1 pseudogene is annotated in these 205 nt (G+C 65.9%); it reads right to left on the bottom strand.

The features are described 5' to 3' along the window. Positions 1-205 (bottom strand): annotated as a pseudogene (locus JFN90_RS22115) (hypothetical protein); the annotation flags it as partial.

Consider the following 205-nt stretch of genomic DNA (forward strand, 5'->3'; position numbering starts at 1 on the left):
TGGCGCCGTGGCAGGTGGTGCACAGGGTGCTCACGCCGCTTCTGAAGGAGTGGTCGTAGGTGCTGTTTCTGTGGCAGGAGACGCAGGGCCCCTTGGCGTTGGTATTGCCCAGGTTGCTGTGGGTGGCACCCAGGTCATAGTTGCGACCCGGGAAGTGGTAACCCGCCTTGGCGTACATGGCGGCCGCGGCAGCCGCGTAGTGCGG

This window comes from Geomonas propionica (assembly GCF_016458235.1).
Lineage (GTDB): Bacteria > Desulfobacterota > Desulfuromonadia > Geobacterales > Geobacteraceae > Geomonas > Geomonas propionica.